The organism is Lentzea tibetensis, from assembly GCF_007845675.1.
GTDB lineage: Bacteria > Actinomycetota > Actinomycetes > Mycobacteriales > Pseudonocardiaceae > Lentzea > Lentzea tibetensis.
Map to the genome: position 1 here is coordinate 128859 of NZ_VOBR01000021.1, position 24813 is coordinate 153671.

Here is a 24813-nt window from a genome sequence, read left to right on the forward strand (position 1 = left end):
GCGCTAAGCCTGCCTCATCACTCTCCGCGCCCGCAGCGCGGCTGCTGCGATCAGCAACGTGATGATCGCGACGGGCGTGCCGAGCACCCACTCGCGCGAGTAGTCGTTGTGGTCGCGGAACACGGGCCGCATCGGCTTCAGCCGCAGCACCGTCACCGGTCCGGGCGGCATCGTCCGCTCGCCGAGGACGACGATCTTCTCGGTGCCGCCTGGGCACGTCACGTCGTGCTCGAAGGCCTGGGTGTCCTGCCTGCCGAGGTCCCGCACCGCGGTGACCGTGCACTCCTCGGGCGCGCCGAACGTGCCGACGATGGCCCGCTGCCCGTCGCCGACCAGCACGGTCGTGCCGGTGATCGCGATGACGAACGCGGGGATCATCAGCCACCCGGACCGGCTGAGCCCGCCGACCCCGGCGACGAACGCGAGCGACAGCAGGATGCCGGGCACCATGACCGCGAGCTCCCACCCGTCCGGGACCACCGCCCCGACGAACACGCTGGCGGCCATCGCGACCAGCCCGCACACGATCCACAAGACCGGGTTCTTCACTTGCGCCTCACCGCGGCCGCGACCAGCACCAACGCCACCATGGCGACCGGGATCCCCAGCAGCAGCCGCCCGTTGTACGACACCTCGCTCGCGACGAGCGGGTTCAGCGGAGGCCTGGTGAGCAGCCGCGCGGGCTCGTTCTCCGGCAGCCGCGAGCTGAACGGCAACCGCATCTCCACGCGTCCCGCCTCCGGGCAGCTCATCACGTAGTCCACGTACGGCCGCTTCACGTCGAGGTGCGCGTCGGCCTGGTTCACCTGGCAGGTCTCCTCGTGCCCGAACTGCCGCAGCACGGCCTGGTGCCCGAGCACCGCGAACAGCGTCGGCCCGATCACCCCGATGACGAACGCGGGCACCATCAGCACCAGCCCGTGCCCGGCGAGCCCGGTGACCCCGAGGAAGAACACCACCGCGGCGGCGATCGTGGCGAGGTAGAACCACCCGCCGACGACCATGCTGAGCCCGGTGCCGACCACGACGCCGAGCAGCCCACCGCCGATCATCAGCCAGGCCTTCTTCTTGCTCATCGGCGTGGCCTTCATGATCAGCGTTGGTCTGAGTGAACGCACTAGCTCTCCTTCCTGACGGCCCCGGCCGTGATCACCAGCGCGGCCATCGCCACCGGGATGGCGGCGAGCAGCCCGAGGCTGAAGCTCGTCGTCTCGGCGAGCATCGGGCGGAACGGGGGGAGGGTGAGGACAGTGGCTTGCTGTGCGCGGAGCCGTTCGCTCCACGCCGTGGTGATCTCCTGCTCGCCGCTCGGGCAGTCCAGCACGTGGTCGACGCTCGGGTGCTTGGTCGTGCGGTGTTCCTCGGTGGTGCGGAGCGTGCACTGCTCCGGGGTGCCGTACGTGCCGAGCAGGGCGTCGTGGCCGATCACGGCCAGGATGATCGGGCCGAAGGCGGCTGCGATGAAGGCCGGGACCAGGATCCACTTCTGGCTGGCGAGGCCTGCCACGCCGATGAAGAACGCGAGCCCTGCCAGGACCGTCGCGGTGATCAGGAGGACGTGCCAGCCGTCGGGGAGGACCATGCTGCCGGGGATGCCGATGGCCATGGCCAGCAGGCCTGCGCCGATCAGCTGCCACGCGGTGCGCCTGGACATGGGCTGAGGGGCCGGCCTGGTGACGGGGAACGACCTCAGCTCCCGCTTGCGCCTGCTCTTGCGTCCCACTCAGCGTCCTCCCCAGTCGCGCCAGACCACCTTCCGCGAGACGGACGCGCGCCACCCGATCCGCCACCGCTGCACCATCGTCACCGGCAACCTGACCAGCACTTCTCCGAGCACCCGCAGCCGCAACCCGACCCGGAAGTTGGCCGCCTGGGGCACATTCTTCCTGAACGGCAGCAGCGAGGTGATCACCGCGAACCGCCCGAGCTCGCGCAAGGCGACGAAGAGAGGCGCACACCGCAGCAACATCAACAGCCGGTTGCGCTCGTTCCACCGGTGAAACAGCGCGGACCCGAGCCGAGTGCTCGCCCCGTGCCGGTGCCGCACCCGAGCAGGCCCGACGGAGATGACCCGCGACCCGTTCAACCGCAGCCGCCACGACGTGTCGGTGTCCTCGTAGTAGCAGAAGAACGAGGCGGGCACCCCACCCGCACGTCGCAGTTCCGAAGTTCGCACCAAAGCGGCCCCACCGCAGAACCCGAACACCTCGCGCCCGGCGAGCACCATGTCCTTGCCGTAGCCATCAGCGGTCAACGCGACACCGGACGACTGCGTGGAACCATCGGCGAGCAACATCGACGAGGTGGCGGCAGCGGCCGTGGGATCGTCCTCGAGAGCCGTCTCCAGCTCGGACAACCACGTCGGGTCGGGCTCGGCGTCGTCGTTCAGCCAAGCGACGTAGGGCGTGCGCACCAGGTCGAGCACGGCCGCCAACCCACCCGCGTACCCGCGGTTGCGATCCAGCCGCAACACCTCGTACCCGCGGATCAGCGCCGCTGTGCCGTCGTCGGACGCGTTGTCGACGATGATCGTCCTGTGTGGACTCTTCTGGGTCTCGAGCGCGTCGAGGCACGCGCCGATGTGTTCACGGCCCCGCCACGTCACGACCACCACGGTGCTCAACGCGGTCACGGCGTGAGACGGTACGCGACGTGCCCGAGCTCGTAGTGCTGACTGAGCAACTACTCGCGCCCGTTCCCGGTGGAACCGGCCGCTACACCGCCGAGCTGTACGCCGCACTGGCCAGGACCGCGCCACCGGGCTGGACGGTCGTCGGCGCCTCGACCAGCAGACACGAGCTGGCGTCGCGGAAGCTGCCGTTGCCGCGACGGGCGCTCGTCGCGGCGTGGGAACAGGGTCTGCCGTACGGCGTCGGCCTGCACGTGCACGCCCCCACTCCGCTCGCGCCTCCCAAGGGCGCGGTCGTCACGGTCCACGACACCGTCCCGTGGACGCACCCGGAGACCCTCACCCCGCGCGGCGTCGCGTGGCACCGCAAGGTGATCACCCGCGCGACGAGGACCGCCAAGGCGATCGTCGTGCCGACCGAGACGGTCAAGGAGGAGCTCGGCCACTACGCGCCGGGGCCGGTCCCGGTCCACGTGATCCCCAACGGCGTCACGAAGCTGACCGGGGAACAACACGTCGACGTCCCCGAGAAGTACGTCCTGGCCATCGGCACGATCGAGCCGCGCAAAGGCTTCGACCTGCTCGTCAAAGCCACCGAAACCCTCCAGGTCCCGCTGGTCGTCGCGGGCCCGCAGGGCTGGGGCGGGATCGACCTCCGGGCACCGCACGTGCACCTGCTGGGCCGCATCACGGACGCCGAACTCGGCTACGTGCTCCACCACGCGACCGTGCTCGCCGCGCCGAGCTACGCGGAGGGCTTCGGGCTGCCGGTCGTCGAGGCGATGGCCGCGGGCATCCCGGTCGTCCACTCGGACGCGCCCGCGCTCGTGGAGGTCGCGGGAGGCGCGGGGACCGTGTTCGCCCGAGGCGATCTGGCAGCGTTGACCCGATCGTTGCGCACCGTTCTGGCTGATCCTGGTCACACCGTCGCGGACGGCTCGCGCAGGGCCGCGGCGTTCACCTGGGAAAAGGCGGCGGAGGCCGTCTGGCGCCTGCACGTGTGAGGGTCTCGATTTGCATCATTCGCGCAGAACAGAGGGTCTGTTGACCGTACGCTGCAGAACGTGCCGACCGTCGAACCCAGCGTGCTGATCGACGCCACCGCGGTCCCCGCCGACCGAGGTGGCGTCGGTCGTTATGTGGACTCACTCGTCGCGGCATTGGACTCCGACGGCACAAAACTCAGCGTGGTGTGCCAGCCCCGCGACGTGGAGCTGTTCACGAAGCTCGCGCCCAACGCGCGGATCGTGCGTGCGGCGGAGGCGGTCGCGACCCGCACGGCCCGGCTGACCTGGGAGCAGACGACGCTGCCGAGGCTGATCCGCAGCCTGCGGGTGGACGTCGTGCACTCCCCGCACTACACGCTGCCGCTCGCGAACTCGGCCGCGTCCGTCGTGACGCTGCACGACGCGACGTTCTTCACGGACCCGGTGCTGCACTCGTCGGTCAAGGCCCGGTTCTTCCGCGCCTGGACCCGCGCGTCGCTCAAGCGGGCCGCGCTGTCCGTCGTGCCGTCGCAGGCCACCGCGGACGAGCTGGTGCGCGTCGCGGGCGCGGAGAGGCGGGTGCTGCACATCGCGCAGCACGGCGTCGACAGCGAGCGGTTCCACCCGCCGTCGCCGGACGAGGTGCTGGCGGTGCGCAGGACGTTGTCGTTGGGGGACATGCCTTACGTCGCGTTCCTCGGCGCGCTGGAGCCGCGCAAGAACGTGCCCGCGCTGATCCGCGGCTTCGCGCAGGCCGTGCGCGACCGGAAGAACCCACCCGCGCTCGTGCTCGCCGGCCAGCCCGGCTGGGACAGCCAGGTCGAACGCGCGCTCGACGCGGTGCCGCACCGGATCCGGGTGATCCGCGCCGGGTACCTGCCGTTCGCGCAGCTCGCCGGGTTCCTCGGTGGCGCCGAGCTGGTCGCGTACCCGTCGCTCGGCGAGGGCTTCGGCCTGCCCGTGCTGGAGGCCATGGCGTGCGGCGCGTCCGTGCTGACGACCCGGCGGCTGTCGCTGCCCGAGGTCGGCGGCGAGGCCGTCGCGTACTGCGGCGTCGGCGCCGGTGACATCGCGGCCGCGATCAGCGAGCTGCTCGACGACCCCGCGCACCGCGCCTCGCTGGCGGCCGCCGCGCAGCAGCGCGCCAAGGACTTCTCCTGGTCCATGAGCGCCGAACGGCACCGCCTCGCGTACGAACGCGCTGCCCTCATCCACCGCCGCCGCTGAACCCGCAGCTCAACCCGCCTGCGTTTCACCACGTGCATCAGATACCCCCTGGGGGTATGGTAGGCGCATGGACTCCTCGTGGAAGACGGCGATCTCGGCCACGCTGCACTGCCTCACGGGCTGCGCGATCGGCGAGGTCCTGGGCATGGTCATCGGCACCGCGGCGGGCTTCTCCAACCTGGGCACGATCGTGCTCGCCGTGGTGCTCGCGTTCTTCTTCGGCTACGCGCTGACGATGCGCGGCGTGCTGAAGGCGGGCGTCACGTTCGGCCAGGCCGTGAAGCTCGCGCTCGCGGCGGACACGATCTCGATCCTCGTGATGGAGGTCGTCGACAACAGCGTCATGGTCTTCGTTCCCGGCGCGATGAACGCCGGTCTGACCAGCGTTCTCTTCTGGGGCGCGCTGGCGTTCTCGCTCGTCGTCGCGTTCGTGCTGACGGTGCCGGTCAACCGCTGGCTCATCGCGCGCGGCAAGGGGCACGCCGTCGTGCACCACACCCACCACTAACCTGACCGGTGTGACAGCTTCCTACGGCGATGACCTGGCGGTCGTGACGGTCACCTACTCGCCGGGCGAGACGCTGGAGAGTTTCATCTCCAGCCTGGCGAAGGCCACGACCCGGCCGGTGCACGTGGTGCTGGCGGACAACGGCTCCACCGACGGCGTCCCCGAGCGGGCCGCGCAGGAGCACGAGCACGTCGAGTTCCTGCCGACCGGCGGCAACCTCGGCTACGGCGGCGGCGCCAACCGCGGTGTCGCCGCGCTGCCGCAGTCCGTCGGCTGGGTCGCGATCTCGAACCCGGACATCGAGTGGGGCGTCGGCTCGCTGGACAAGCTGCTGGAGGCCGCGAAGCGCTGGCCGCGCGGCGGCTCGTTCGGCCCGCTGATCCGCGAGCCGAACGGCGAGGTCTACCCGTCCGCACGGCTGCTGCCGTCGCTGGGCCGCGGCGTCGGGCACGCGGTGTTCTGCAAGATCTGGCCGGGCAACCCGTGGACGCGGGAGTACCGGCAGGAGAAGGCGGCGATCGAGGAGCGCACCTCGGAGTGGCTCTCCGGTTCGTGCTTCCTGATGCGGCGCGAGGCGTTCGACTCGGTCGACGGCTTCGACTCCCGCTACTTCATGTACTTCGAGGACGTCGACCTCGGTGACCGCGTCGCGCGCGCGGGCTGGTTGAACGTGTACGTGCCGGACGCCGAGGTCGTGCACATCGGCGGCCACTCGACGGCGCGCGCGTCCACGCGGATGCTCGCCGAGCACCACAACAGCGCGTACCGCTACCTCGCCGACCGCCACCAGGGCGTGCGGTGGAAGCCGCTGCTGGTCGTGATCAAGGCGGGGTTGGCGCTGCGGGTGAAGTTGCTCACCCTGAAGGGTTAGTTCTCGCCGCCGTTCAGCCGCTGCGACAGGGAGGGCCGGGAGACGTTGTGGTGCTGCACGGTCGGCACCGCACCCGGCGCGACGACGGTCTGCGTGACCTCGCCCTGCTGCTGCATCTGTGGCTGAGGCTGCTGGTGGTGGTGGGGCTGTGGCGGCGGCTGGTGGTACTGCTGCTGCGGGTGCTGGATCCGTTCCGCGGGAAGGATCATCGTGGAGTCCGGGTCCATCCGCGGGTCCACGGAGTTGACCAGCGTGCGGGGGATCTGCTGGGTGTCGGACGCGTCCATCGGGGACGTCATGTTGTCCGGCGTGACGATGTTCCGCCCGCGCGCGCGGGCGCGGGCTAGGAGCGCGTCGGCCCGGTCGCGGGGGTCCATTCGGATTACTCCTTGCCGGGACCACTGCCCGTCCGTCGATCTGCTTCGTGTCAGAGTATTCCGTCGAACGGCATGCTGTAACGCGGAGGAGGAAAAAGGTGCACGGCGTCGAAGCGGTGGTCCTGGTGGGCGGCAAGGGTACCCGCCTTCGTCCCCTCACCCTGTCCGCCCCCAAACCGATGCTCCCGACGGCGGGTGTGCCGTTCCTGACGCACCTGTTGTCGCGGATCAAGGAGGCCGGCATCACGCACGTGGTGCTCGGAACTTCGTACAAGGCCGAAGTTTTCGAGGAGTACTTCGGCGACGGATCGAGGCTCGGACTCGAGCTCGAGTACGTCGTCGAGGACGTGCCACTTGATACGGCGGGAGCCATTCGCAACGTCGCGCACAAGCTGCGCGAGCAGGACGTGATGGTCTTCAACGGCGACATTCTTTCGGGTGTCGACCTTCCGGCGATCGTGGACACGCACCGCAGTTCCGAGGCGGACGTGACCCTGCACCTCGTGAAGGTCGAGGACCCGCGCGCGTTCGGCTGCGTGCCGACCGACGCCGAGGGCCGCGTGCAGGCGTTCCTGGAGAAGACCGACAACCCGCCGACCGACCAGATCAACGCGGGCTGCTACGTCTTCCGCCGCGAGGTCATCGAGGAGATCCCGGCCGGTCGCCCGGTGTCGGTGGAGCGCGAGACGTTCCCCGGCCTGCTGGCCGCGGGCCGTCGCCTCCAGGGCCACGTGGACGCCTCGTACTGGCTGGACCTCGGCAAGCCCGAGGCGTTCGTGCAGGGCTCGTCGGACCTCGTGCGAGGTGTGGCGCCTTCGGCCGCGGTCGCTGAACCGGGTGATTTCCTGGTGCTCGAGGGCTCGGTGGTCGAGCCGACCGCGATCGTGCGCGGCGGTTCGGCGGTCGGTGCCGGTTGCACGGTCGCCGCCGGCGCGGTCGTCGAAGGCTCGATCCTGTTCGACGGCGCCGTGATCGGCGAGGGCGCCGTGGTCGAACGCTCCATCGTCGGCGCGGGCGCGCTGGTGCAGGCGGGCGTCGTGCTGCGCGACGCGGTGATCGGCGACAGCGCCGTCATCGGCGCGCGATGCGAGCTGATCGGCGGGGCGCGAGTGTGGCCGGGAGTGGTGCTGCCGGAGGCCGGCGTGCGCTTCTCCACGGATGCATAGTCGGGACTGGACACCACCGTTCCTGCTTGATGTGGGGGCGGTGCTGGGTCCCTTGCGCCGCGGCGCGGGGGACCCGGCGTTCTCGACCGTTGGCGGGTTGGCGTTCGCGGCCAACACGCCGTGCGGGCCGGGAACTCTGCAGGTGACGCGCTCGTCCGGCGTCGTGCACGCTTCGGCCTGGGGCGACGGGGCGGTCTGGCTGCTCGACGGGCTGCCCGCCCTGCTGGGCGCCGATGACCCGCTTTCGGACTTCGTCGCACACCACCCGCTGGTCTCGGAGGCGCAGCGGCGCTTGCCAGGGCTTCGGCTGGGGTCGACGGGGCGCGTCTGGGACGCGCTGTTCCCGTCGATCCTGGAGCAGAAGGTCACCGGCAAGGAGGCCTGGCGCACGTGGCGCGCGCTGTGCCGCGGGTTCGGCGTGGACGCGCCTGGGCCGTTGGGGCTGAAAGTGCCGCCCACGCCGGACGCCGTGCTGCGGATCAACGACTGGGAGTGGCACCGGGCCGGGCTCGACGGGGCCCGGCGGCGGGCCCTGGTCGCCTGCGCGCAGGTCGCTCATCGGCTGGAGAAGGCCGCTGAGCTGCGGGGCGAGGAGGGGCGGGCGCTGCTGCGCAAGGTGCCCGGCATCGGCGTGTGGACCGCCGCCGAGGTGGCGCAGCGGGCCTGGGGCGATCCCGACGCCGTCAGTTTCGGGGACTTCCACATCGCCAAGAACGTCGGGTACGCGCTCACCGGTACGCCTGTTGATGATGACGGGATGGCTGAGTTGCTCGCGCCTTATGCGCCGCAGCGGCATCGGGCTGTGCGGTACATCGAGGCTGCCGGGGTGCAGCGGCCTCGGCGGGCGCCCCGGTTCTCGCCGCGCGACTACCGCGGCTTCTGATCGCCGAGTTGTCCACAGGCTGCGCCGCTCGCGCCCCGGATTGTCGGTGCTTCGCGGCAAGCTGAAAGCAGGGGACCCCCTGGCGGGGACCTCTGCGTGAGCACAGGCGGCTGAGCGCGGACTCGATCAGCTGGTACAGGTCGGCCATGTTGGATGACACTGCGCTGTGAGGGCTGGGAGATCCGGACAGCAGCTTGGTGAAGCCCTGTGCGATGGCGAGCCTGCGGGACGACGTTGGGCAAGGCTGGGGCGCTGTTCACTCGGAACATCAGTTCGCGTTGTACCTGCGGCTCGGTGGAAACGCCCTTGTCGTGCGGAGCATCGGGAGCGCCTGGTGCCGGACGTGTCGGGTTCATCGTCACCGAGCATCTCGACAACGACGCGGCGACTCGTCGTGCGCCCACCCGCAGGCTGCGCATGGAGGTTCTCAAGCGCGACGACTACCGGTGCGGTAGTAGGCGCGAACTTGCCTGGTAGCGCCTCGCCCCTGGATGAGGACGGGACGGAGTTCAGCCGCGGTGTTCAGGCGTACCGGGCGAGGGTCAAGGAGCTCCTCGCGGCCCAGCACCCTTAGCGCAGCCGGGCCAGGGCGGACTCGATCAACGGGTAGAGGTCGTCCACGTTGGACGGAAGCGCGTCGAGCGGCCACCACTGCAGGTCAACGGACTCCGCAGACCGAACAGGCCGAGCCCCAACAGGAGCCCGCACCAGGAACCGCACGTCGAAGTGCCGAGTGGGCACCCCGAGCGAGCAGGTGATCGGGTGCACGTCCAGGTGGATCGGCGTCGGCTCGATCCGCAACCCGCGAATCCCGGACTCCTCGGAAGCCTCACGCAAAGCGGCCCCGGCCAACGTCGAGTCGGTCGGCTCGCAGTGCCCACCGAGCTGCAGCCACCGCCCTACACGCGGGTGCAACGTCAACAGGGCCGACGACCCGGTCGCGTCCAGCACGAGTGCGGAGGCGGTGATGTGCCCGGCGGCGCAGGACCGCTGGCAGGCGTCCTCACGGGCGGCGAGGAAGCCGAGGTAGGCCTCCCGCAGCGCGTCCTGGCCGGCGAACCGGGAGAGCACCGAGACGGCGTCGGCGTGCAAGCTCACAGCGAGATCAGTCCTTCGCGCGGGTCGCGTGGGGTCAGCGGGTCCAGCGGCCACCCGACGGCGACCGCGCCCAGGGGTTCCCACGCTGGTGGAAGATCGAGCACCGAGCGCACCACGTCGGCGCAGAAGATCGTCGACGACACCCAGCACGAGCCGAGGCCCTCGGCGGCCAGTGCCACCAGCAAGCCTTGCACGGCGGCGCCACCGGCGACGGTGAACATCGTGTGTTCGGCCGCGGCACGCCGTGCGTCCGGGTAGGAGTGCGCACCATCGCGCACCAGGAACGGCACCACGATCTCCGGGGCCTCCACGAGCAGGTCACCGCGGCGTACGCGGCGCGCGATCTGTTCGGGAGAGAAACCATCGGCGCGCAGGTCGGACTCCCACTGCGTGCGCATCGCGGAGAGCAGCGCGGAACGTCGTTCACGCACGTGCACGAACCGCAACGGAGACGTGTGGTGCGGCGCCGGAGCGGTCAGAGCCGCCCCCACCGCACGCCGCAGGGCATCGAGGGGCACTGGTGAAGAAGAGAAGTACCGGACGGACCGCCGCATCAGAACGGCCTCAGCGCGGCCCTGAGCCAGCGCCTCCTCGGTCCCCAGCCGAAACAGGTCCTCGTGCACCGGACGCGTCAGATCGCGCGCACAGGAGCCGTCGTCCTCGATCGGGAACCCGCGCAGGACCGCCACCGGTACCGCGCCGAGCTTGCCCTTGACCAGGTCGGCGGCGGCCGCGATCTCGTCCGCGATCGCGATCGACGTCACGAACAGCTCGTTGCCCTGGCCGTCGACGGCACCCGCGTAGTTGTGCAGCACCCGCAGCCCGGCTGACCCGATCGCGGCGTCGGTCTGGCCCATCCGCCACGCGCGGCCCATCGTGTCGGTGATCACGACCGCCACGGACACGCCCAGCAGGGTGAGCAGCGCCGAACGCAAAGCCGAAGCGGAGGCGTCCGGGTCAACGGGCAGCAGCGCGATCTCGTCACCTGCGACGTTCGACGCGTCGACGCCGGACGCGGCCTGCACGATGCCCAGCTTGTTCTCGGTGATCAGCGTGCGCATCTTGCGCGCGATCACCCGAACGGCCTCGGCCTCGACGTGCGCGCGCCGGATCTCGTCGCGTTCGTCGGGGTCGGCGGGCACGCGGACCAGCCTGCCCTCCACTTTGGACACGATCTTGGACGTCACGACCACCACGTCGCCGTCGCGCAGCCACGGCGCGCAGGCGGCGATGGCACCGGCGAGGTCGTCACCTGGGCGGAACTCGGGCAGGCCGGGGACCGGCAGCAGCTCCAAGCCGGCCGCGGCGTGATCAGTCAACGCCCACTCCCGCGAGATCGAGTGCGATCCGGGCCATCTCGGCCGTCGCGTCCACTGAGGACATCAGCAGCGGCACCGCGCGCACCGCCACTCCTGGCACGTCAGCGCGGTCACCGGTCTGCACGAGCCAGCCGTCGAGGATGCCCGAGTCCGAGCACTGCCGCGACCCGTAGTGCCGTCCGACGGCCTCGGCGGACGTCTCGACGCCGATCGCGTCCAGGCAGGCGTCCGCCATGCCGCGCAACGGTTTCCCGCCAACGATTGGCGACAGGCCGACCACGCCTGCCTCGGTCTTGCGCAGCGCGTCCCGCACACCGGGCACGTTCAGGATCGTTCCGACCGACACGACCGGGTTCGACGGCGCCAGCAGCACCGCGTCCGCGGAGGTGATCGCGTCCACCACGCCCGGACCAGCGGTGGCCTGCTCGGCACCGATGGACGCGAACGACCGGGCGGGCAGCTGCGCCTTGTGCCGCACCCACCACTCCTGGAAATGGATCGCCTTCTCCGCGCCGTCGGCGTCTTCGACGACCACGTGGGTCTCCACCCGGTCGTCGGACATCGGCAGCAGTCGCACACCGGGCTGCCAGCGGTCGCACAGCGCCTCGGTCACCGCGGACAGCGGGTACCCGGCGCGCAGCATGCGCGTGCGGATCAGGTGCGTCGCGGTGTCCCGGTCGCCGAGCCCGAACCAGTCCGGGTCGGCGCCGTACGCGGCCAGCTCCTCCTTGACCGTCCAGGACTCGCCGGAACGGCCCCAGCCCCGCTCGGTGTCGATGCCGCCACCGAGCGTGTACATGCAGGTGTCGAGGTCCGGGCAGATCCGCAGGCCGTGCATCCACACGTCGTCACCGGTGTTCACCACCGCGGTGATCTCGTGCTCCGCTCCTGGTAGCAAGGCCTTGAGCCCCACCAGGAACCGTGCACCGCCAACTCCGCCGACCAGTACGACAACCTTCACGGCGGGCCATGCTTCCACATGGCCTCACAGCCAGAACAAGAAGTTCTCCATACCCGACGCCGCGGAGCTCCGGTCGCCGCCGAGCATCTCGAAGACGTTGTAGGCGAACCCGAAGAACAGCCGGTTGATCGCCGGGAACCCGATCAGCACCGCGAACAGGATCAGCGGCGCCCACGGCCGTGCTTTGGCCCCGAACTGCTGCGCCTGGTACGACATGAACGGCTCCAGCACGCCCCAGCCGTCCAGGCCGGGGATCGGCAGGATGTTCAGCACGAACGCGATGATCTGCAGCGCCGCCATGTACGACAGCGCGGCGCCGAGCGCCCACGGAGGGTTGAAGATCGCGACGGCCGCGATGAGCACTCCGCCGAGGATCAGGTTCGAGATCGGGCCCGCGAGCGACACCAGCGACTCGACCTTCTTCGACCGCAGGGCGTGGTGGTTGATCCACACAGCGCCACCCGGCAGTGGGATTCCGCCGAACGCGAGCAGCACCAGCGGCAGCACGATGCTCAGCACCGGATCGGTGTAACGGCGGATGTCGAGCGTCAGATAACCCTTCGCCCGGACCGAGTGGTCACCACCCTTGTAGGCGACTGCGGCGTGGCCGAACTCGTGCAGGCACAAGGAAACCGCCCACCCGCCGAGCACGAAGAGGACGGTTCCGCCGATCCTCGCCGCGCTGGTGTCGACCAGGGTCAGGACGGCTCCGGCGATGGTCGCCACGAGCAAGCCGATGAACAGTGGACTGGGGCGCACCGCTGATCGCTTCACCACATCAGTGTGGCGTGTCCTCTGTGCTCGTGGGCCGTTCGGGGCCGACTTGCGCGGGCATGAGCACTGACGGTAGGAGGAGTCAAGGTTTTTGCGGCCATCCGCGCGAATATCCCCCGACGTGTGGACTCCGCTTGACCCTTTGCTGTGACGCAGGTGTAATCACATCGGTGTCATTCGTCGTTGTGGGAACGGCGACTGGCGTCCGCCAACCGGGGAGAGCGGAAGGCGAGGAGGCGGACGAAATGCGTGAATTCGAAGAAGATCGCGTCGAGCAGGGGAGCACCCACGAGTTGGGTGAGCTCTACATGTTCGACCAGGGCGACGAGCAGGACTGGCAGGAACGGGCACTTTGCGCGCAGACCGACCCCGAGGCGTTCTTCCCCGAAAAGGGTGGATCGACCAGGGAGGCCAAGCGCATCTGCCTCGGCTGCGAGGTGCGCTCGGAGTGCCTGGAGTACGCGTTGCAGCACGACGAGCGCTTCGGCATCTGGGGCGGTCTCTCGGAGAGGGAGCGCCGCAAGCTGAAGAAGCGAGCCGTCTAGAAGCGTGATCTTCGTGCTCTAGCTTGAGGACGTGACGAGTCCTCAACCGCGACTGCGGACCGCGCCGGTGCTGGCCATCGTGGTGTGCCACGACGGCGACGAGTGGCTCAGCACCGCGCTGTCCGCCTTGCGGCGTCAGCGAATTCGCCCACGCCACGTGCTGGCGGTGGACACCGGTTCGACGGACCGGACGGCGAAGATCCTGGCCGAGGCCGAAGATCTGGACGGCGTGCTGACCCTGCCGCGAGGCACGGGTTTCGGCACGGCGGTGCGGCACGCGGTCGAGCACGCCGTCGAGCGGTGGGGCGATCCCGGCAAGTGGATCTGGTTGCTCCACGACGACAGCGCGCCGGAACCTGATTGCCTGGCAACGTTGCTCACCGCAGCCGACGTGTCACCCTCGGCAGCCGTGCTCGGCCCGCTGTGCCTCGATTGGGTGGATCCCAGGCTCGTCGTCGAGGCCGGGATCTCCACGGACGCATCCGGTCATCGGCAGACCGGAATCGGTGGTCACGAGTTCGCAGGCAGCTTCCAGCAGTCGAGCGAGGTGCTCGCCGTGTCGTCGGCCGGATCGCTGATCCGGCGCGAGGTCTGGCACCAGCTGGGCGGCTACGACGAGGTCATGCCGCTGCTGCGCGACGACCTCGACTTCGGCTGGCGCGTCAACCGCGCCGGTCACCTGGTGCTGTGCGTCCCGGTCGCACGAATGAGGCACGCCCGTGCCGCTTCTCGCGGTCTGCGACGACTCGACGCCGCCGTAGCTCGACCAGGTCCATCCGTTCGAGGGGTTGACCGCGCGCACGGAATGCGCATTTTTCTGATCAACACCTCGTCGATTTCCTATTTGTTCGGCATCTTGCGACTCCCCGTGCTCGCGGTGTTGCGCGCGGTGGGTTTCTCGCTGCTGCGGAGATTCTCCGACGCGCACGCCGAGCTGGGCGCTTTGCGCTATCTGCTGAGCGGCCGCGCGAAGCTCGCGGCAGGCCGGCGCCGCCGCCGGGGATCGGCCGTTGTTCGTGGACTGTTCACCAGCAGGCTCACCCGCATTCGCAACGCCGTCCGCGCCGCGGCCGCGTTCCTGATCCGCCGCCGCGTCGAGGCCGACGCCGCGCTGGGCAGGCTGCCCGCGTCCGACGCGGGCACGTCGTGGCTCGAACCGTCCGAAGTGGACAACGGACGTCCGGTCGTCGGACCGGCGGCACTCCCCGCGGGAGCGCTGCGCCGTCCGCGTTCGGCCGGACTGCGCCGCCCGCCGTCGGTCGTCCCGGTCGACGCGACGCTGCCCGGCACGGTTCTCCCGTCGCCGAAACCCCGCCCGTCGCCGATGCCGCGCGGCTCGCGTCCGGCGGAGGTCGTGTTCTACGAGGTCGACCAGGGCCGCGTGCTGCGCTCGTTGCTGCTGTCGCCACCGGTGCTGCTCGTCGCCGGGCTGAGCCTGGTGGCGTTGATCGCGAACTGGAGTCGGCTCGGCCTCTCGCTCGCCGGTGGCCGGCTGCTGCCCGTGCCGGACTTCGTGTCGACGTGGTCGGAGTACCTGGCGTCGTGGCACGCGGTGCAGGGCGGCACCGCCGCGCCCGCGCCCGCCGCGCTGGCCGTTCTCGGCATCGTGCCGGGCGGTCCGCAGTTCGCGGTGGCGCTGCTGCTGCTCGGCAACATCCCGCTCGCCGCGCTGGCCGCGTACATCGCGAGCCGCGGCATGCGGGTGCGGCGTTCGGTGCGCGCCGTGGTGTGCGCCGCGTACGGCCTGCTGCCGGTCGCGACGACGGCCGCGGGCGAGGGACGCCTGGACGTCGTCGTCGTGCACGTCGTGGGCCCGCTGGTGTTCGCGGGGACGGTGGCCGTGCTGCGCGCGGCCTCGTCGTCGGCGTGGCTGCCGATCGCGTCCGGGACCGCGCTGGGGATGGCCGTGCTGGGCGCGTTCTCGCCGCTCGCGCACATCGTCGCCCTCATCGGCGCACTGGTCGGGTTCGTCGCCGTCGCGGGCGGCGGACCTCGCCGCATCGCCGCGTTGTTCGCGGTCGTGCTGCTGCCGCTGGCGTTGCTGCTGCCGTGGCCCGCCGTGCTGTTGCAGCACCCCGAGATGGTCCTGTCGGGTGTGGGCGGCGTGTTCACCTCGCCGCCGCCGAACCTGATCGTGTGCTCGGTGTTCGCGGTGGCCGGTTTCGCGGCCGCGGTGCTGCGCCCGAACGCCGCGATGCTCCCCGGACTGGCCGTCGTGGTCCTGGCGATCGGCGCGCTGGCCGCGTGCGCCGCGGTCCAGGCGTGGCCGGGGACGCCGCTGGTCATGCTGGCGTGGGGCATCGTGTGGATCGTGCTGGCCGCGTGCCGCCGGGGTGTCACGCCGGGCCTCGCCGGACGCGTCCGGATCCGTCGCGCGGTCTCGCTGGTCGGCGTCGTGACGCTGCTGTGCCTGGCCGTGGCGGGCGTGCTCGACCTGCGCCAGGGCCCGGTCCGCGCGGACGGCGGCGTGCGCCTCCCGTCGACCGTCGAGCAGGAGGTCGCCCGCACCGGTCGCGCCGTGCTGATCCTGGGCGCCGTGACGCGGCAGGTCGGCGGCCGCACGCCCCGCTTCGGCGACGACGACCTCGTGCCGACCGCGTCGTCCATCTCGCGCCTGCGCCGCTGGCACGCCGAGCTGCTGGGCGGCTCGTCCGAGTCGGTGAAGGTCACCCTCGCGCAGGCCGCCGCCTCCGGTGTCGGCTTCGTCGTGCTGCCCGACACCGCCGCTTCCGAACGCATGCGCGGCGCGGCGGGGACGTTGCTCGCCGAGGCGAACCGGACGTCCGACGGACGTCCGGTCCTGCGGTTGGTGCTCACCGCCGACAACGCCGTGCTGATCTCACCCGAGCTGGCTCGGCGGGCGCGGACCGGTGGCCAGCCGCCGGCCGAGGTGACCACGGCCGGGGTGGCGTCGGTCGAGACTCCGCTGCCGGACGTGGACGTGCGGGTGTCCGAGGGGCCGGAGGGACGGCTGCTCGTGCTGGCGGCCGAGGACGAGCCGGGCTGGAAGATCGACGTGGATGGGCGTCAGGTGCCCGTGGTCCGCTCGTGGGGCCATCTCGTGGGGGTGCCGCTGCCCGCGACCGCCTCCGAGGTGCACGTCCGGATGTCCACGACCCTGCGCGACTTCCTCCTGCTCGCTCAGGCCGCGGCGGTGCTCTTCACGCTGTTGACCGCGATCCCGTCCCGCCGCCGAGTCTGAAAGGGACCTGAAAGCCGCCGCTCTTACGTTCACGCCCCAAGGGGATCGGGGGGCGGTTTCGTGGCGTTGAGACTGGTGTTCTCCCACAAGGACCTGGCACGGGTCCGGCTCGCCCCGGCGTCCGATCCGTTGTGGGAGCTCACGTTGAGCGTCCACCGGCTGCACCGGCCGCGCTCGGCGAGGTCGTACGAGGACTGGACCGGCTGGGTGCGCACCATCGGCAGTTCACGAGCGCACGCCGCCGCGCGCGTGCTCGGCACCCTGATCCCGGTCCGCGGGTACTTCCCGGACTTCCTCACCCCGCCCGAGCACTTCGCCTCGATCGACGAGGGCATCGACATCGTCGTCCGGACGCCGCGCCGCAGGCTTCGGGAGGAGCTCGGCAGGCTGGACCGGTTGCCGCAGTGGGGACAGGGCCTGCGCGACGGCGCTCGCGCCCAGCTCGACGGCCTCGCCGCGGCGCTGCGGACCTATCACGACGTGCTGATCGGACCGCACTGGAACCGGATCGGGCAGCGGCTGGACGCCGATCGGAACGCCAGGGTCGCGCAGCTGCTCGCCGGTGGGACCGAACGGATGCTGTCCGGCTTCGGACCGCTCATGCGGTGGCGGGCGCCGGTGCTGGAGGTCGACTACCCGGTGCACCGGGAGGTGCACCTCGGCGGCCGCGGCCTGCTGCTCGTCCCGTCGTTCTTCTGCCACCTGACCCCGGTGAGCCTGGCGGACGACGACCTGCCGCCCGTGCTGGTCTACCCGGTCGATCCCGACCCGGACTGGATGCGGTTCCCGGACCAGGACCGGCACCTCGAGGCACTGCTCGGCCGGACCAGGGCCGCGGTGTTGCGTTCCGCCGCCTACGGCAGTTCCACGAGCCAGATCGCCCGCAGGTTGCGGGTGTCGCCCGCGTCGGTCAGCGAGCACGTCGGCGTGCTGCGGGACTCGGGCCTGCTGGCCTCCCGCCGCCAGGGGCGCTCGGTCCTGCACTGCCCGACCAGACTGGGATCAGGCCTGGTCAGGGGATGTCTCGACGCATGACGTGGGACCTCGATTCGGCACCGGCCGAATGGTGTCGTCGCGGCCACCCGGCCTGGCGAGACTCGGGCACGTCGAGTTCGTTCGTCTCCAGGGGGAGATCAAATGACACGAATGCTGGCTGTCCTCATCGCGTTCTGCGCACTGTTCACGACGCCGTCGATCGCATCGGCGGCGGCACCGGAGCAGTCGGTCGGCGCGCTGGCCGAGCTCTCGTTCTACTGCGCGGGTGCCGACACCGAAACGGTGTGCGACCCGGCGCCCATCTACACGATCGGCTACGTCGACATCTACGTGCGGATCGACAACCACGCGGCCGGTGGCGAGCGCTGCCGGCTGTTCATCAACGGCCGGGGTCACACGCCGTGGGTCTACATCAACGCCGGTGACGGCGGGCGCAAGTACCTGGCGCAGAACGTCCCGGACAACACCGGCTTCAACGTCCGGTGCCAGCGGCGCGCGGCCGCTGGCGACGCGGGTATCGGCGGCTGGGTCGGCGTCACGCCCGGCTGACCGAGCTCCACGAACGGGATCCCCTTGTCGCGCTCCGCGGCAAGGGGATCTTCGGGATCTTCAGCCTTCGTCGACCACGTCCGGGTCGAGGCCCAGGTAGTTGGCGATCTGCTCGACCAGCACGTCGTGCACCAGGTCGGACAGGTCCGCGCCGTCCTTGGCGCGCGCTTCGAGCGGCCGCCGGTAGAGCACGATCCGCGCCCGGTTGTCCGTGCCCGCGGGCAGCAGCCGGGCGAGTGGCACGTTGCCGTCCTCGACGACCCCGTCCTCACCCTCGACCTGCACGTCAGGCACGTCGTCGACGGCCACGTCGAGCTGCGTGAGCTCGGTGCGCCACCGCGCCTCGATCGGCTCGAGCGCTTCGATCACCAACGCGTCGAACCGCTCGGCCCGCGAACGGGCGGCGGGCAGCGTCGCGGGGTACAGCGGCCCGCGCAGCCCTCGACCGTGCCGGTCGCGGTTGCGTCGCCGAGACGACCCTTGTCGCCGAGATCCCCGAGCCATCACCACATCTAGAAGCCTAGTCGGCGCGTCTGACAAGCAAACACAGCGTGGCTCACACACGCTCCCGGTCCGACGCGCTATCGTCCCCCGCGTGCGGAGCGTGAGACGGTGCTCGCGAACCGGGTGTGCTAACCCGGCTGTCGCCACGCTCACCTACGCCTACGCGGAGTCCACCGCGGTCGTGGGGCCGCTCGCCACGTACTCGGAACCGCACAGCTACGACCTGTGCGAGGAGCACGCGGTCCGGCTCACCGCGCCACGCGGATGGGACGTCGTGCGGCACCAGGGTGAGTTCGCGGCCCCAGAGCCGACGGTCGACGACCTGACGGCGCTGGCCGAGGCAGTGCGGGAAGCGGGGCGTGCCGACCGGCCGGTCGAGCTGCCCGAGATCAGCACGTCCAGGCGCGGTCACCTGCGGGTTCTGCCGGATCCGCACGAGGACTGAGCGACCACACGCAGCACTGATGCTCGCGCCGGTAGGCTGCCTCCCCAGTAGTCGTCAAGAGGGAGAGTGGGCGTGCGCGACCTGTCCGGCATCGTCAAGGCCTACGACATCCGCGGAGTCGTGGGCGAGCAGTTGGACGCGGATGTGGTGCGCGACTTCGGCGCGGCGTTCGCTCGTCTGGTCGGCGGCCCCGCCGTCGTCATCGGTCACGACATGCGTGACTCCTCGCCCGGCCTCGCGGCCGCGTTCGCGGAGGGTGTCACCAAGCAGGGTGTCGACGTGGTGAGCATCGGGCTCGCCAGCACGGACATGCTGTACTTCGCCTCGGGCAAGCTGAACCTGCCGGGCGCCATGTTCACCGCCAGCCACAACCCGGCGCAGTACAACGGCATCAAGCTGTGCCGCGCGGGTGCGGCGCCGGTGGGGCAGGACACGGGGCTCGGTCAGATCCGCGAGGACGCCGAGAACGAGGTGCCGGACGCGGAGGGCGTCACGCCGGGCTCGCTGCAGGAACGCGACATGCTCAGCGAGTACGCGGCGTACCTGAACCAGCTGGTCGACCTCAGGCAGAACCGTCAGCTCAAGATCGTCGTCGACGCGGGCAACGGCATGGGCGGCTACACGGTGCCCGAGGTCTTCGCCGGCCTGCCGTTCGAGATCATCCCGCTGTACTTCGAGCTGGACGGCAACTTCCCGAACCACGAGGCGAACCCGCTGGACCCGAAGAACATCGTCGACCTCCAGGCCAAGGTCAGGGAGGTCGGTGCGGACGCGGGTGTCGCCTTCGACGGTGACGCGGACCGCTGCTTCGTGGTCGACGAGCACGGCGAGCCGGTCAGCCCGAGCGCGATCACCGCGCTGGTGGCCGTGCGCGAGCTGAAGAAGGACCCCGGCGGCACGATCATCCACAACCTGATCACGTCGCACGCGGTGCCGGAGATCGTCACCGAGCACGGCGGCAAGGCCGTCCGCACGCGCGTGGGCCACTCGTTCATCAAGGAGGAGATGGCCAGGACCGGCGCCATCTTCGGCGGTGAGCACTCCGCGCACTACTACTTCCGCGACTTCTGGCGCGCGGACACCGGCATGCTGGCCGCGCTGCACGTGCTGGCCGCGCTGGGTGAGCAGGACAGTCCGCTGAGCGACATCACGCGTGACTACGCGCGGTACGCGGCGTCCGGCGAGGTCAACTCCACGGTCACCGACCAGGCCGGCCGCCTGAAGGCGATCAAGGACACCTACGGTGCCAAGGACGGCGTCACGCTCGACGAGCTGGACGGTCTCACCGTCGCACTGCCGGACGGGTCGTGGTTCAACCTGCGGGCCAGCAACACCGAGCCGCTCCTGCGCCTGAACGTCGAAGCCGCCACTCCCGAGGCCGTCGCCGCACTGCGCGACGAGGTCCTCGCGATCGTGCGGGCCTGAGGGGGACAACGTGGCCGTACAGCTCGAAGCCCAGCTGCTGGAGATCCTCGCCTGCCCGTGCCCGGAGCACGCGCCGTTGCAGGTGGGCACGCCGGACGACCCAGAGGCAGACTTCCTCACGTGCACGGCGTGCCGCCGGTCCTTCCCGGTCCGCGACGGCATCCCGGTGTTGCTGCTGGACGAGGCTGTCGAACCCTCAGCGGAGTGACCACGGTGCTGGACGACACCCTGCTCGACGACCCGACGAGGCTCGCCGACGCGGACACCGGCGGCTGGCTGCGCGCCGCTGCCCGCGCGGGCGCGCAGGTCCGGTCGACGGCCGAGGCCGCCGCCGAGGCCGGCGTCGAGCGGATCTTCTCCGAACGCCCGCGCGCGGTCGTGCTCGTCGTCAGGCCCGGTGTGGGCCTGGCGGTGGCGCACCTCGTCGCGGCGCTGCTCGGTCCCGCCTGCCCGGTGCCGGTGGTCGTGTCCGACGACGTGCCGCCCTGGGTGGGCGCGCTCGACGTCGTGCTGACGCACACCGAGGACCCCGGCGATCGTGAGCTCGCCGAGTCGATCGACCGCGCGTGCCGTCGTGGCGCGCGGGTGCTGCTGACCGCGCCGAACGAGGGCCCGGTCGCCGCGGCCGCCGCGGGCAAGGCCGTGCTGCTGCCGCCGCGAATCACCGTGCCGCCCGGCTTCAGCTACCCGCGGGCGCTCGCCGCCTGGCTGACGGTGCTGAAGTCGCTCGGCCTGGTGAAGGTCGAGGTCGCGCAGATCGCGGACGAACTGGACCGCGAGGCCGAGCGCGACCACCCGATGCACGAGTCGTTCGTGAACCCGGCGAAGTCGCTGGCGTTGCGCGTGGCAGACCGGGTGCCGCTGCTGTGGGGCCTGGACGACGTGGCCACCGCGGTCGGCGTGCACGGCGCGAACGTGCTGGCGGGCTACGCCGGTGTCGCGTCGGACGTCGCGGGGTACCCGCAGGCGCTGACCCGGCCCGTGCTGCACCGCCGCGCGGTGCAGGGCACATCGGGCGCGGACCTGTTCGCGGACCCGGAAGACGAACAGGGCGGGCTCGTGCGCGTGCTGTTGCTCGCCGTGCGCCAGGGCCCGGCCGCCGAGGCCGCGCGCCGGGCCGCCGAAGACACCTTGCCGGGAGCAGACGTGCTTGAGCCGGCCGAGGAAGTGACGGGTGGCGACGCCGTGTGCGCGGCGCTGCTCGCGTTGCGGTTCGAGCTGGCCGCGCTGTACCTGGGACTCGCCGCGGGCTCGCTCGGCGGCAACCCCTACTGAGGAGCTGAACGGAACAGTGGACCTGCTGCACAACGCGGTGAGGCCGTATGCGTGGGGGTCGCGCACGGCCATCGCCGAGCTGCTGGGCAAGGAGGTGCCCACACCGCACCCGGAGGCCGAGCTGTGGATGGGCGCCCACCCCGGCGACCCGTCGCGGATCGTGGGTGCGGACGGTGTCGAGCGCTCGCTGCTCGACCTGCTGTCCGCCGACCCGGACGGCCAGCTCGGCACGCGCTGCGCGAACCGCTGGGGCACCCGGCTGCCGTTCCTGCTGAAGGTGCTCGCCGCCGAGGAGGCGCTGAGCCTCCAGGCCCACCCGTCCGCCGAGCAGGCCGCGCAGGGTTTCGCGGCCGAGGAGTCCGCGGGCGTCCCGCGCGACTCGGCGATCCGCAACTACAAGGACCCGGCCGCGAAGCCGGAGCTGATCTGCGCGTTGACGGAGTTCCACGCGCTGGCCGGTTTCCGCGAGCCGCACCGCACCGTGACGTTCCTGCGCACGCTGGACGTGCCGGAGTTCGCGCCGTACACCGAGCTGCTCGCCGCCCAGCCGGACTCGGGCGGCCTGCGCGCGCTGTTCACGACGCTGATCACGTTGCCGCAGACGGCGCTCGGCGCGCTGTTGCCGCACGTGCTGGACGCGTGCGTGCTGCACGTGAAGGAGCACGGCGAGTTCGACGCCGAGTGCCGCACGATCCTGGAGCTGGGCGAGGCCTACCCCGGTGACGCGGGCGTGCTGGCGGCGTTGCTGCTCAACCGGATCGTGCTCCAGCCGGGCGACGCCATCCACCTGCCCGCGGGCAACCTGCACGCGTACCTGCACGGCACCGGCATCGAGATCCTGGCGAACTCGGACAACGTGCTGCGCTGCGGTCTCACGCCGAAGCACGTCGACGTGCCGGAACTGCTGCGCGTGCTGGACTTCACGTGCGGCGACATGCCGGTGCTGCGCGGCGAGGAGACCACGCCCGGCGTGAGCGTCTACCGCACGCCCGCGCCCGAGTTCGAGCTGTCGCGGCTGGAGGTGACCGGCGAGACGCGGGTCAACCACGACGGCCCGCAGATCATGCTGTGCACGCGCGGTTCGGTGGAACTGGTCAGTGAGCTCGGAGACCGGCTCGAGCTGCTCCAGGGCCAGTCGGTCTGGCTCGCGGCGTCCGACCCGGCGGTTGTGGTGCGGCCCTCAGGCACCGAAAGTGCGCAGCTTTTCCGCGCCACCGCCGGCACCGACTAATGTGCTGCCTGACCGGAACCAGCCAGACAAAACGGACTTCCTGATCGGAGAGCGCGCGTGTCAGCAGGGGGCGGGACGAAGGCGATCGTCGCGGCGTTGGTGGCCAACGCAGGTATCGCGGCGGCCAAGTTCGTCGGATTCTTGATCACTGGTTCGTCGTCGATGCTGGCCGAGTCGGTGCACTCGGTCGCGGACACGTCCAACCAGGGCCTGCTGCTGCTCGGCCAGAAGACCGCACAGCGCAAGGCGACCACGCTGCACCCGTTCGGCTTCGGCCGCGACCGGTACTTCTACTCGTTCGTCGTGGCGCTGCTGCTGTTCAGCCTCGGCTCGGTCTTCGCGCTGTACGAGGGCATCCACAAGCTCCAGCACCCCGAGGCCCTGTCGTCGCCGTTCGTCGCGGTCGGCATCCTCGTCGTCGCGATCGGCCTGGAGACCTACAGCTTCATCACCGCCATCGGCGAGTCGAGGCTGATCAAGGGCAACGCGACGTGGTGGCAGTTCATCCGCCAGTCGCGCACCCCGGAGCTGCCGGTCGTGCTGCTGGAGGACGCGGGCGCGCTGATCGGCCTGGTGCTGGCCCTGTTCGGCGTCGGACTCGCCATGGTCACCGGCAACCCGGTGTTCGACGCGCTCGGCACCATCGCGATCGGCGTGCTGCTGGGTGTCATCGCGGTCATCCTGATCATCGAGATGAAGTCGCTGCTGATCGGCGAGGGCGCCTCGGCGGCCGACCTCGACGTGATCGTCGACGAGATCGCCGCGGGCAAGGTGCAGCGCGTCATCCACATCAAGACGCAGTACATCGGCCCGGACGAGATGCTCGTCGCCGCGAAGATCGCGCTGGCGCCGGGCACCCCGCTCGACGAGGTCGCGCGGGCCATAGACGATGCGGAGCTGCGCGTGCGGAACAAGGTGCCGCAGGCCAAGCTCATCTACCTGGAGCCCGACCTCGACAGGTCGCTCGCGAAGTCCTGACCTACCGGCGGACCGAAGCGAGGAAGCCGACCGCGGGAAGCGTGCCCGCGGCGATGCGGCGTTCCTCGGCTCGGCGGAGTGCGTTGAGTGCGTCGGGGACGCGGCTGGCCGGCTCGGTCCAGGCACCGCCTCGGCCGTCGAGCAGGCGCCACAGGATGGCCGTCTCCACTGTGGTCAGATCCGAGCCCGCGCGGTCCAGTGCGGCGAGCATGGCGGAGCCCTGGTGGAGTCGGTCGTGGCCGGTGACCCAGGTGGCGAGCAGGTCGTCGGCGGGGGTCTCGGCGGTGAGCAGGCCGGCGGCGACCAGCAGCGCGCAGTTGTCGTAGACGAACTCGGCGGCCGCGTGGTCCACGCGCTCCCAGGCGAACTCCTCGATGATGATCTGCCCGCTCGGGGCGAGCAACGTGGCGGCGTGGGCCAGGATGCCGTCCAGGTCTTCGGCGTGGTGCAGGGAGCGGGTGAACAGCACGACGTCGTACTCGCCGGAGACGTCGTGGACGTCGGCCTGGATGACGGGCACGCCGCGCTCGCGAGTCGCGGCGGCCATCTCGGCGTTGCGATCCAGGCCGGTGACCTCGTAGCCCTCGTCGGCCAGTGCGGCGGCCAGCGCGCCGCGGCCGCAGCCGACCTCGAGCACCCGCGCCGGCGGTGCGGGCAGCAGCGGCTTCAGGTGGGTGAGGGTGTGGGGGACGGCAACGGTGGAGAGATCCATTCGGGCCACCCTAGGTGTATCTGGCCATCAGGTTGGTGACAGTCGGCTGATGGGCGGGCAGCCTCCGAGCGCGCTGTGGCGGCGTCGAGTGTTGTAGTACTCGAGCCAGGGAGCAAGGGCGGCAGTGCGCTCGGTGTTGCTGGTGAAGGCCT

28 protein-coding genes are annotated in these 24813 nt (G+C 70.9%); 16 read left to right on the plus strand and 12 right to left on the minus strand.

The window, feature by feature from the left end; genetic code table 11:
- Positions 1-3 precede the first annotated feature (3 nt).
- The 4 genes from FKR81_RS29115 to FKR81_RS29130 all read right to left on the minus strand — a co-directional run bounded on the left by FKR81_RS29115 (position 4) and on the right by FKR81_RS29130 (position 2632).
- Positions 4-549, minus strand: coding sequence for a hypothetical protein (locus tag FKR81_RS29115; protein ID WP_146356578.1), 546 nt, complete (start codon positions 547-549; stop codon positions 4-6).
- Positions 546-1118, minus strand: a complete 573-nt coding sequence (locus tag FKR81_RS29120; RefSeq protein WP_146356580.1) for a hypothetical protein — start codon at positions 1116-1118, stop codon at positions 546-548. The genes FKR81_RS29115 and FKR81_RS29120 overlap by 4 nt, the downstream gene beginning before the upstream one ends.
- Positions 1118-1654 carry a hypothetical protein gene (locus tag FKR81_RS29125; RefSeq protein ID WP_146356582.1) on the minus strand — a complete coding sequence of 179 codons (537 nt, stop codon included), beginning with the start codon at positions 1652-1654 and terminating at the stop codon, positions 1118-1120. The genes FKR81_RS29120 and FKR81_RS29125 overlap by 1 nt, the downstream gene beginning before the upstream one ends.
- A gap of 69 nt (positions 1655-1723) precedes the next feature.
- Positions 1724-2632 (minus strand): glycosyltransferase family 2 protein, encoded by a 909-nt coding sequence (locus FKR81_RS29130; protein ID WP_235921834.1) that lies wholly within the window; start codon positions 2630-2632, stop codon positions 1724-1726.
- 20 nt (positions 2633-2652) lie between these two features.
- Between FKR81_RS29130 and FKR81_RS29135 the strand changes: the two genes are divergently transcribed.
- The 4 genes from FKR81_RS29135 (at position 2653) to FKR81_RS29150 (ending at position 6221) form a co-directional block, all read left to right on the plus strand.
- A complete protein-coding gene (locus FKR81_RS29135) occupies positions 2653-3633 on the plus strand; it encodes a glycosyltransferase family 4 protein (protein ID WP_146356584.1) in 981 nt (326 codons plus the stop codon).
- An 81-nt stretch (positions 3634-3714) separates the two neighbouring features.
- A complete protein-coding gene (locus FKR81_RS29140) occupies positions 3715-4842 on the plus strand; it encodes a glycosyltransferase family 4 protein (protein WP_146356648.1) in 1128 nt (375 codons plus the stop codon).
- Between the two features lie 67 nt (positions 4843-4909).
- Positions 4910-5350, plus strand: coding sequence for a DUF4396 domain-containing protein (locus FKR81_RS29145; protein WP_146356586.1), 441 nt, complete (start codon positions 4910-4912; stop codon positions 5348-5350).
- Position 5351: 1 nt separating this feature from the next.
- Positions 5352-6221: a glycosyltransferase family 2 protein gene (locus FKR81_RS29150; protein ID WP_146356588.1), complete on the plus strand. Its 870-nt coding sequence runs from the start codon at positions 5352-5354 to the stop codon at positions 6219-6221.
- Here the strand turns inward: FKR81_RS29150 and FKR81_RS29155 are convergent.
- Positions 6218-6598: a hypothetical protein gene (locus FKR81_RS29155; protein ID WP_146356590.1), complete on the minus strand. Its 381-nt coding sequence runs from the start codon at positions 6596-6598 to the stop codon at positions 6218-6220. The genes FKR81_RS29150 and FKR81_RS29155 overlap by 4 nt on opposite strands.
- A 98-nt stretch (positions 6599-6696) precedes the next feature.
- Here FKR81_RS29155 and manB point away from each other — a divergent pair, with 98 nt between their 5' ends.
- Together manB and FKR81_RS29165 are read left to right on the plus strand one after the other, a co-directional pair.
- A complete protein-coding gene (manB, locus tag FKR81_RS29160; RefSeq protein WP_146356592.1) occupies positions 6697-7764 on the plus strand; it encodes a mannose-1-phosphate guanylyltransferase in 1068 nt (355 codons plus the stop codon).
- Entirely contained in the window at positions 7757-8647 is an 891-nt protein-coding gene (locus tag FKR81_RS29165; protein WP_146356594.1) for a DNA-3-methyladenine glycosylase family protein, read from the plus strand. Before manB ends, FKR81_RS29165 begins: the two co-directional genes overlap by 8 nt.
- Before the next feature lie 570 nt (positions 8648-9217).
- Here the strand turns inward: FKR81_RS29165 and FKR81_RS29170 are convergent.
- Genes FKR81_RS29170 through FKR81_RS29185 form a run of 4 tightly spaced genes read right to left on the minus strand, consistent with a single transcriptional unit; the run spans position 9218 to position 12799 of the window.
- Positions 9218-9745 carry an NUDIX hydrolase gene (locus tag FKR81_RS29170; RefSeq protein WP_146356596.1) on the minus strand — a complete coding sequence of 176 codons (528 nt, stop codon included), beginning with the start codon at positions 9743-9745 and terminating at the stop codon, positions 9218-9220.
- Positions 9742-11064: a coenzyme F420-0:L-glutamate ligase gene (locus FKR81_RS29175; RefSeq protein ID WP_146356598.1), complete on the minus strand. Its 1323-nt coding sequence runs from the start codon at positions 11062-11064 to the stop codon at positions 9742-9744. Before FKR81_RS29175 ends, FKR81_RS29170 begins: the two co-directional genes overlap by 4 nt.
- Positions 11057-12025: a 2-phospho-L-lactate transferase gene (gene cofD / locus FKR81_RS29180; protein ID WP_146356601.1), complete on the minus strand. Its 969-nt coding sequence runs from the start codon at positions 12023-12025 to the stop codon at positions 11057-11059. The genes FKR81_RS29175 and cofD overlap by 8 nt, the downstream gene beginning before the upstream one ends.
- Positions 12026-12049: 24 nt before the next feature.
- Complete coding sequence (locus FKR81_RS29185) at positions 12050-12799, minus strand: site-2 protease family protein (RefSeq protein ID WP_146356603.1); 750 nt, start codon at positions 12797-12799, stop codon at positions 12050-12052.
- A 308-nt stretch (positions 12800-13107) separates the two neighbouring features.
- Between FKR81_RS29185 and FKR81_RS29190 the strand changes: the two genes are divergently transcribed.
- From FKR81_RS29190 to FKR81_RS29205, 4 genes are all read left to right on the plus strand, one after another.
- A complete protein-coding gene (locus FKR81_RS29190) occupies positions 13108-13344 on the plus strand; it encodes a WhiB family transcriptional regulator (protein ID WP_186763229.1) in 237 nt (78 codons plus the stop codon).
- Positions 13345-13375: 31 nt separating this feature from the next.
- The gene (locus FKR81_RS29195) at positions 13376-16546 is read left to right on the plus strand and encodes a glycosyltransferase family 2 protein (RefSeq protein ID WP_146356607.1); all 3171 of its coding nucleotides are present in this window, start codon (positions 13376-13378) and stop codon (positions 16544-16546) included.
- A 60-nt stretch (positions 16547-16606) separates the two neighbouring features.
- On the plus strand, positions 16607-17581 hold the full coding sequence (locus FKR81_RS29200; protein ID WP_146356609.1) for an ArsR/SmtB family transcription factor: 975 nt from the start codon (positions 16607-16609) through the stop codon (positions 17579-17581).
- Between the two features lie 102 nt (positions 17582-17683).
- Positions 17684-18091: a hypothetical protein gene (locus FKR81_RS29205; protein WP_146356611.1), complete on the plus strand. Its 408-nt coding sequence runs from the start codon at positions 17684-17686 to the stop codon at positions 18089-18091.
- 60 nt (positions 18092-18151) lie between these two features.
- On the opposite strand, the gene FKR81_RS29210 is transcribed toward FKR81_RS29205, so the two are convergent.
- Positions 18152-18595, minus strand: a complete 444-nt coding sequence (locus FKR81_RS29210; protein ID WP_146356613.1) for a metallopeptidase family protein — start codon at positions 18593-18595, stop codon at positions 18152-18154.
- A gap of 91 nt (positions 18596-18686) precedes the next feature.
- On the opposite strand from FKR81_RS29210, the gene FKR81_RS29215 reads away from it, so the two are divergent.
- The 6 genes from FKR81_RS29215 to FKR81_RS29240 all read left to right on the plus strand — a co-directional run bounded on the left by FKR81_RS29215 (position 18687) and on the right by FKR81_RS29240 (position 23949).
- A complete protein-coding gene (locus FKR81_RS29215; protein WP_186763226.1) occupies positions 18687-19040 on the plus strand; it encodes a DUF3499 domain-containing protein in 354 nt (117 codons plus the stop codon).
- 72 nt (positions 19041-19112) lie between these two features.
- Positions 19113-20465: a phosphomannomutase/phosphoglucomutase gene (locus FKR81_RS29220; protein ID WP_146356615.1), complete on the plus strand. Its 1353-nt coding sequence runs from the start codon at positions 19113-19115 to the stop codon at positions 20463-20465.
- Between the two features lie 10 nt (positions 20466-20475).
- Positions 20476-20673, plus strand: coding sequence for a Trm112 family protein (locus FKR81_RS29225; protein WP_146356617.1), 198 nt, complete (start codon positions 20476-20478; stop codon positions 20671-20673).
- A gap of 5 nt (positions 20674-20678) precedes the next feature.
- On the plus strand, positions 20679-21740 hold the full coding sequence (locus tag FKR81_RS29230) for an SIS domain-containing protein (RefSeq protein WP_146356652.1): 1062 nt from the start codon (positions 20679-20681) through the stop codon (positions 21738-21740).
- Positions 21741-21756: 16 nt separating this feature from the next.
- Positions 21757-22971, plus strand: a complete 1215-nt coding sequence (gene manA / locus FKR81_RS29235) for a mannose-6-phosphate isomerase, class I (protein ID WP_146356619.1) — start codon at positions 21757-21759, stop codon at positions 22969-22971.
- Between the two features lie 57 nt (positions 22972-23028).
- Complete coding sequence (locus FKR81_RS29240) at positions 23029-23949, plus strand: cation diffusion facilitator family transporter (RefSeq protein WP_146356621.1); 921 nt, start codon at positions 23029-23031, stop codon at positions 23947-23949.
- Position 23950: 1 nt separating this feature from the next.
- Here the strand turns inward: FKR81_RS29240 and FKR81_RS29245 are convergent, their stop codons facing one another.
- Entirely contained in the window at positions 23951-24661 is a 711-nt protein-coding gene (locus FKR81_RS29245) for a class I SAM-dependent methyltransferase (RefSeq protein WP_146356623.1), read from the minus strand.
- A 27-nt stretch (positions 24662-24688) separates the two neighbouring features.
- Positions 24689-24813, minus strand: a 125-nt coding sequence (locus FKR81_RS29250) for an integrase core domain-containing protein (RefSeq protein ID WP_146350006.1), incomplete at its 5' end; no start/stop codon positions are given.